The 6719-nt window shown below is 70.6% G+C and carries 3 protein-coding genes; 1 reads left to right on the plus strand and 2 read right to left on the minus strand.

Annotated features, from left to right (window positions below; translation table 11 throughout):
- Positions 1-48: 48 nt before the first annotated feature.
- Both ACFWV8_RS31535 and ACFWV8_RS31540 read right to left on the minus strand, forming a co-directional pair.
- Complete coding sequence (locus ACFWV8_RS31535; protein ID WP_384211800.1) at positions 49-2295, minus strand: MMPL family transporter; 2247 nt, start codon at positions 2293-2295, stop codon at positions 49-51.
- Between the two features lie 190 nt (positions 2296-2485).
- The gene (locus tag ACFWV8_RS31540) at positions 2486-3058 is read right to left on the minus strand and encodes a TetR/AcrR family transcriptional regulator (protein WP_384211803.1); all 573 of its coding nucleotides are present in this window, start codon (positions 3056-3058) and stop codon (positions 2486-2488) included.
- 227 nt (positions 3059-3285) lie between these two features.
- On the opposite strand from ACFWV8_RS31540, the gene ACFWV8_RS31545 reads away from it, so the two are divergent.
- Entirely contained in the window at positions 3286-6654 is a 3369-nt protein-coding gene (locus ACFWV8_RS31545; RefSeq protein WP_384211807.1) for a S41 family peptidase, read from the plus strand.
- Positions 6655-6719 lie beyond the last annotated feature (65 nt).

A 6719-nucleotide genomic window follows, 5' to 3' on the forward strand; every position in this document is an offset into this window, starting at 1 on the left:
GGCGCCGGACGGACCCGCGAGGCCCGCCCGGCGCACGGCTCCCGTACGTCAGACCCGCACCAGCTCCTTCTCCGGCCCGGCGTCCCCGCCCGCACCGGCCGGCTCCTTCTCCAGCATCTTCCGCAGCTGCTCGCCCTCCACGTCGACGTTCGGCAGCAGCCGGTCGAGCCAGCGCGGCAGCCACCACGCCTTGTTGCCGAGCAGTGCGAGCACCGCCGGCACGATCGCCATCCGGACGACGAACGCGTCGAAGAAGACCGCGATCGCCAGCGAGAAGCCGATCATCTTGACCATGGACTCGCTGGATCCGATGAAGCCCGCGAAGACCGCCATCATGATCACCGCGGCGGCGGTGACGACCCGCGCCCCGTGCCGGAAGCCGGTGGTGATCGCCTGGCCGGGCCGCTCCCCGTGGACGTACGCCTCACGCATCCGCGTCACCAGGAAGACCTCGTAGTCCATCGCGAGACCGAAGACCACACCGACCATGAAGATCGGCATCATCGACATGACCGGACCGGTCTGCTCCACACCGAACAGACTGGCGAGCCAGCCCCACTGGAAGACCGCGACCACGGCGCCGAGCGCAGCGACGACCGACAGCAGGAACCCGAGCGCCGCCTTGAGGGGCACCAGGACCGACCGGAAGACGAGCATCAGCAGCAGGAACGCCAGACCCACGACGAGCGCGAGATACGGCAGGAGCGCGTCGTTCATCTTCTCGGAGAAGTCGGTGTTCATCGCGGTGGCGCCGGTGACCAGCACCTTCGCCTCGCTGTCGGCGGCGATCTCACCGCCGGCCTCGCGGATGGTGTGGACCAGGTTCTCCGTCTCCACCGACGAGGGGCGGTCCTTCGGGACGACCGTGATCGTCGCCGTGTCGCCGGCCTTGTTGTAGCTGGCCGGGGTGACCGCTGCGACGCCCTTCAGGTCCTCCACGGCCGCGGTGACCTCCGCGGCGGTCTCCTTGGCGTTGTCGTCGCCCTTGCCGTCGACGACGACCATCAGCGGGCCGTTGAAGCCGGGCCCGAAACCGTCCGACAGGAGGTCGTACGCCTTGCGCTGCGTGGTGCTCGTCGGCTGCGATCCGTCGTCGGGCAGACCCATCTCCAGCTGGGTCGCCGGGACGGCGATGACGCCGAGGCCGACGACTCCGGCGAGGAGTACGGCGACGGGGCGGCGCAGGACGAAACGGGCCCAGCGGGTACCCATGTTGGGCTTGCCCTCAGCCGCTCCGCCGTCGGCCGAGACCGCCTGCTCACGGGCCATCCTCGTCCGCAGCTTCTTGCCGTGGACCCGCTTGCCCGCGAAGCCCAGCATGGCCGGGACGAGCGTGAGCGCGACAAGGACCGCGATGACGACCGTTCCGGCCGCCGCGACACCCATCTTGGTGAGCATCGGGATGTTGACGACGGCGAGCCCGACGAGCGCGATGACGACGGTGAGTCCGGCGAATACCACGGCCGATCCGGCCGTCCCCGCGGCCCGTCCGGCGGCGTCCTCGGGTTCCCGCCCCTCGGCGAGTTCCGCCCGGTGGCGCGAGACGATGAACAGGGCGTAGTCGATGCCGACGGCGAGGCCGATCATCATCGCGAGAATGCTGGTGGTGGAGCCGAGATCCATCACGCTCGCCAGCGCGGTGATGGTCGACACACCGATTCCCACGCCGATGAGGGCGGTGAGCAGCGGCAGTCCCGCGGCGATCAGTGAACCGAAGGTGATCACGAGCACGACCGCCGCCACGGCGATGCCTATGACTTCGGTGGCTCCCGTCTCCGGCGCCGCCTGGAGCGCGTCACCGCCGATCTCGACGGTGAGGCCGGCCTCCCGCGCCTCGGCCCCCGTCTCCTCCAGCGCCGTACGTGTCTCCTCGGTCAGCTCCATCGAGTTGACCTTGTAGGTGACCGAGACGTACGCCGTCGAACCGTCCTGCGAGACGGCCTTCGCGGTGTACGGGTCGGCGACCCGGGCGACCTGGTCCGAGCCGGCGGGCAGCTCGTCGACGATCTTCTCGACCTCGGCCTTGTTCGCGGCCGATGTCATCTTCTCGCCCTCGGGCGCCTTGAAGACGACCCGGGCGGTGGCCCCGTCGGCGCTGCCGCCGGGGAAGCGCTCTTCCAGCAGGTCGAAGGCCTTCTGAGCCTCCGTCCCCGGGATGGAGAAGGAACTCGATGTCGCGGTGGACGCGGACGCCGCGCCGACGCCGGCGAGTGCCAGCAGCACCACCCATACGAAGGCGACGAGATTTCGGCGCCGGAAGGCGAACCGTCCGAGTCTGTAAAGAAACGTGGCCACGAGGCGTACTCCCGGTCTGGGGGGTGGATCAAGGGCATGGGGAGCCGACCGACGGCGCGAGAGCGACACGCGTCAGGTGCTGACGCCACGACCGGCAGAAGTTGCCGTGCGAGGACGCCGGGTACTGCTGGGGAGGCCCCGGAGGTGGGCGAGCGGCCCAGGGAGGCGATGCAGCGAGCTGCGAGGAGGGTCAGACGCCGAGGGCGGGGAGAAGCACGGCGTCTATGTAGTCAGCGAGGAAGGCCTTGTCGACCGACCTGTCCTCGATGAGCTGCCGGGCGACGAAAGCGCCGACCAACATGTGTGCGACGTATTTCAGCGCGGGATGGTCCGCCCTGACCTCGCCCCGTTCCACCGCACGGTGCAGAAAGACGCCGAGCCCGGTGAGTTCGGGTGCGACGAGCAGTTCGCGAAGTGCCTGGTGGAGATCGGGATTGTTGTGGACGGCATGGACCAGGCCCCGCATCAGCGCGGAGTCCCGCTCCATCTGGCAGTCGTCGCCCATCGAGACCATGGCGTGGAAGTCCCCGCGCAGCGAGCCGGTGTCGATCTGCGCGACATCAGCCGGCTTGTTGTGCCGCAGGGCTCGTGCGACCAGCTCCGGCTTGCTCCCCCACTGGCGGTAGAGGGTGGCCTTGCTGGAGTGGGTGCGGGCGGCGACGGCGTCCATGGTGAGGGCGTCGTAGCCGACCTCGCGCAGCAGGTCGAGCACGGCTCCGTACAACTCGCCCTCGCGTTCCGGCGTGAGTCTGGTGCGTGCCATGTCCGACCTCCCGTCAGGCTCTCGAAGCTGAACGAAACGATTTCGTACAGTACGAAGATAGACCACCCTCATCGAAACGGCAACGTTTCGCTTGTGGGCTCCGCCACACTCCGCACACACGTCCGCCACCCCTTCACACACAGGACCGAGTGCCCGCCGAACGCATCCGGCCAACTCGACTCCTCCTACGAGTTGCCGCGCCCCTCCCGCACGGAAAGCATTGGGGGGTGAGTGACGACGTCGCGTATCTCCGTTATCCGCATCTGCACGACGACTTGCTGTGCTTCGCCGCCGAGGACGATCTCTGGGTCGCCCCCCTCTCGTCGGCCAAGCACCGCCCGGACCGTGCGTGGCGGGTGACCGTCGACCGCACACGAGTGGGGCATCCGCGGTTCTCGCCGGACGGCGGCCAGATCGCCTATACGAGCTGGCGCAGCCTGGATCCGGAGATCCATCTGGCGCCGGTGGCCGGCGGGCCGGCCCGCCGGCTCAGCTACTGGGGCTCCACCGACACCCGCGTCTGCGGCTGGACGCCGCCGGACAAGGACGGCGCGGCGCAGATCCTCGCCGTCTCCTCGCACGGCCAGCCCTTCTCCTACTACTCCTGGGCCTACAGCGTCCCCACCGACGGCTCCCCCGGCGGCAAACTCCCCTGGGGCCCGGTCACCGACATCGCGGTCACCGACATCAACGGCGAGCGGCGCAGCCTGCTGCTCACCGGCAAGCCGCCGCACGAACCGGCCGCGTGGAAGCGGTATCGGGGTGGCGCCATGGGCCGACTGTGGCTGCACGGCGAGCGGCTTCTCGCGGATCTGCCCGGCCATGTCGACTGCCCGATGTTCGTGTCCGGGCGTATCGCGTTCCTCTCCGACCACGAGGGCGTCGGCAATCTCTACTCGACGCTCCCCGACGGCACCGACCTGCGCCGGCACACCGACCACGACGCCTTCTACGCCCGCCACGCCTCGTCCGACGGGCGCCGGGTCGTCTACCAGTGCGCGGGCGAGCTGTGGCTGGTGGACTCGCTGGCGCCCGACTCGGTGCCGCGCAAGCTGTCGGTACGGCTCGGCGGGCCGCGCGCCGGACGGCGCACGTATCAGGTCCCGGCCGCCCACCACGTCGACGCGATCTCCGTGGACACCACGGGCCGGGCGAGCGCCGTCTCCGTACGCGGCAGCCTGTACTGGCTCACCCACCGCGACGGCCCGGCCCGCACGATCGCGGACACACCGGGCGTACGGGTGCGGCTGCCCGAGATGCTGGGCAGCGGCGGCAAGGTCGCCTACGTCACGGACGCGGACGGCGAGGACGCGATCGAGATCGCCTATCTGCCGCGCGCGAGCGGTGACATGCCGCCGGTGCGGCTCGCGTCCGGGCGGCTGGGCCGCGTGCACGAGCTGATCGCCGACCCGGCCGGTGAACGGCTCGCGCTCAGCACGAACGACGGAAGGCTGCTGATACTGACGGTTCCTGACGAGCCATCAGATGATGCCACGTCAGAATCCACAGCGGTGACCGGCGAACCGGCGACGCCCGCCGAGGAGGACGTCACCGAGCTGATCCGCTCCGTCAACGGCCCCGTCACCGACCTCGCGTTCTCCCCCGACGGCGACTGGATCGCCTGGTCCCACCCGGGAGTCGGCCGCTCGCTGCGGCAGATCAAGATGGCGCGGATCGCCGACCGTACGATCGTCGACGTCACCAACGGCCGTTTCGAGGACGAGAATCCTGTTTTCACGCGGGACGGCCGATATCTCGCCTTTCTTTCCTGGCGCGGGTTCGACCCGGTGTACGACGTGCACACCGGTGACCTCTCCTTCCCGCTGGGCTGCCGCCCCTACCTCGTACCGCTCTCGTCGGCGACGCCCTCGCCGTTCGCGCTGCTCCCGGACGGCCGCCCGGCCGCCGGCGGGCTCGACCCGGTGGCCGTCACCCCGTCCGACGGCACGGCCGCGGTGCCGGATGGCACGGTCACGGTCGAGGTCGAAGGGCTCGCGAGCCGGGTCACGCCGTTCCCCGTCTCGGCGTCCAAGTACTCGGCCCTGCAACCCGTCAGCGGCGGCGGGCTCGTCTGGCTGCGCTGGCCGATCTCCGGCGCGCTCGGCGAGACGTTCGCCAACCCCGCCGACACCTCGGGCCGTCCGACCCTCGAACACTTCGACATCACCAAGGCGCGCAAGAGCGAACTCGTCGACCACCTCGACTGGTTCGCGCTCAGCCGGGACGGCTCCAGGCTCGTCGTCGTGGACGACGACGACCTGCGCGCCGCGCCCGCCACCGAGCCCGGCGACGGGGACTCGACCGTTCATATCGACCTGCGCCGCATCCTGCACGAGGTCGACCCCGCGGCCGAGTGGCGCCAGGCGTACGCGGAGGCCGGCCGCATCATCCGCTCGTACTTCTGGGAGCCGGAGATGTGCGGCATCGACTGGGACGCGGTGCTCGACCAGTACCGCCCGCTGGTCGAACGCGTCGCGTCCCCCGACGAGTTCGCCGATCTGCTGCGCGAGGCACTGGGTGAGCTGGGCACCTCGCACGCGTACGTCACCCCCGCCCGCCGCAACGAGGGACCGCCGCACTACCAACGCGCCATGGGCCTGCTCGGCGCCAACCTCGTGTGCCGGGACGGCGAATGGCTCGTGAAGCGGATCCTGCCCGGCGAGTCGTCGGACTCCAAGGCCCGTTCCCCGCTGGCCGGTACGGGCATCCGCGAGGGCGCGGTCCTCACCCATGTCGACGGCCGGCCCGTCGACCCGGTGACCGGCCCCTACCCGCTGCTCTCCGCCGCGGGCGGTACGACGGTCGAGCTGACCTTCCGCCCCGCCGAGGACCTGTCACCGGGCAACGGCGGTACGCGGCACGGCGGTTCACGGCGCGTGGCGATCGTCCCGCTCGTCGACGAACGGCCGCTGCGCTACCAGGACTGGGTGGCCAAACGCCGCGAGGTCGTCCGCGAGATGAGCGGCGGCAAGTGCGGCTATCTGCACATCCCCGACATGGGAGGCTCGGGCTGGGCCCAGTTCAACCGCGATCTGCGTCTGGAGGTGTCCAGGCCGGCGCTGATCGTGGACGTACGGGGCAACGCGGGCGGCCACATCAGCGAACTGGTCGTGGAAAAGCTGACCCGGCGCATCCTCGGCTGGGACCTGACGCGCAACGCGCAGGCGGTGAGTTACGCCTCCAACGCGCCGCGCGGCCCGGTCGTCGCGATCGCGGACGAGGCGACGTCCTCCGACGGCGACATGATCACGGCGGCCTTCAGGCTGCTGAAGCTGGGCCCGGTGGTCGGGCAGCGCACCTGGGGCGGAGTGGTCGGCATGACCGGCAGGCACCGGCTGGGTGATGGCACGGTGATCACGGTGCCGATGAACGCGGCCTGGTTCGACACGTACGGCTGGTCGGTCGAGAACCACGGCGTGGAGCCGGACATCGAGGCGCTGCGTACCCCGCTCGACTGGGCGGAGGGGCGGCACGCGCAGCTCGACGACGCGGTGTGGGTGGCGCTGGAACTGCTCGCCAAGCAGCCCGCGGCGACCCCGCCCGGCTACGGCGACGTGCCGGACCGCCGCCGCCCCGCGCTACCGCCGCGAGCTTGACCGGGTCGGCCCGGTGGCCGGCTGTGTCCTCGGTCGCCGGACGGGCTCATCACGCCCGTCCGGCG

The sequence above is a fragment of the Streptomyces sp. NPDC058665 genome, assembly GCF_042714995.1.
In the GTDB taxonomy this organism is placed as follows: domain Bacteria; phylum Actinomycetota; class Actinomycetes; order Streptomycetales; family Streptomycetaceae; genus Streptomyces.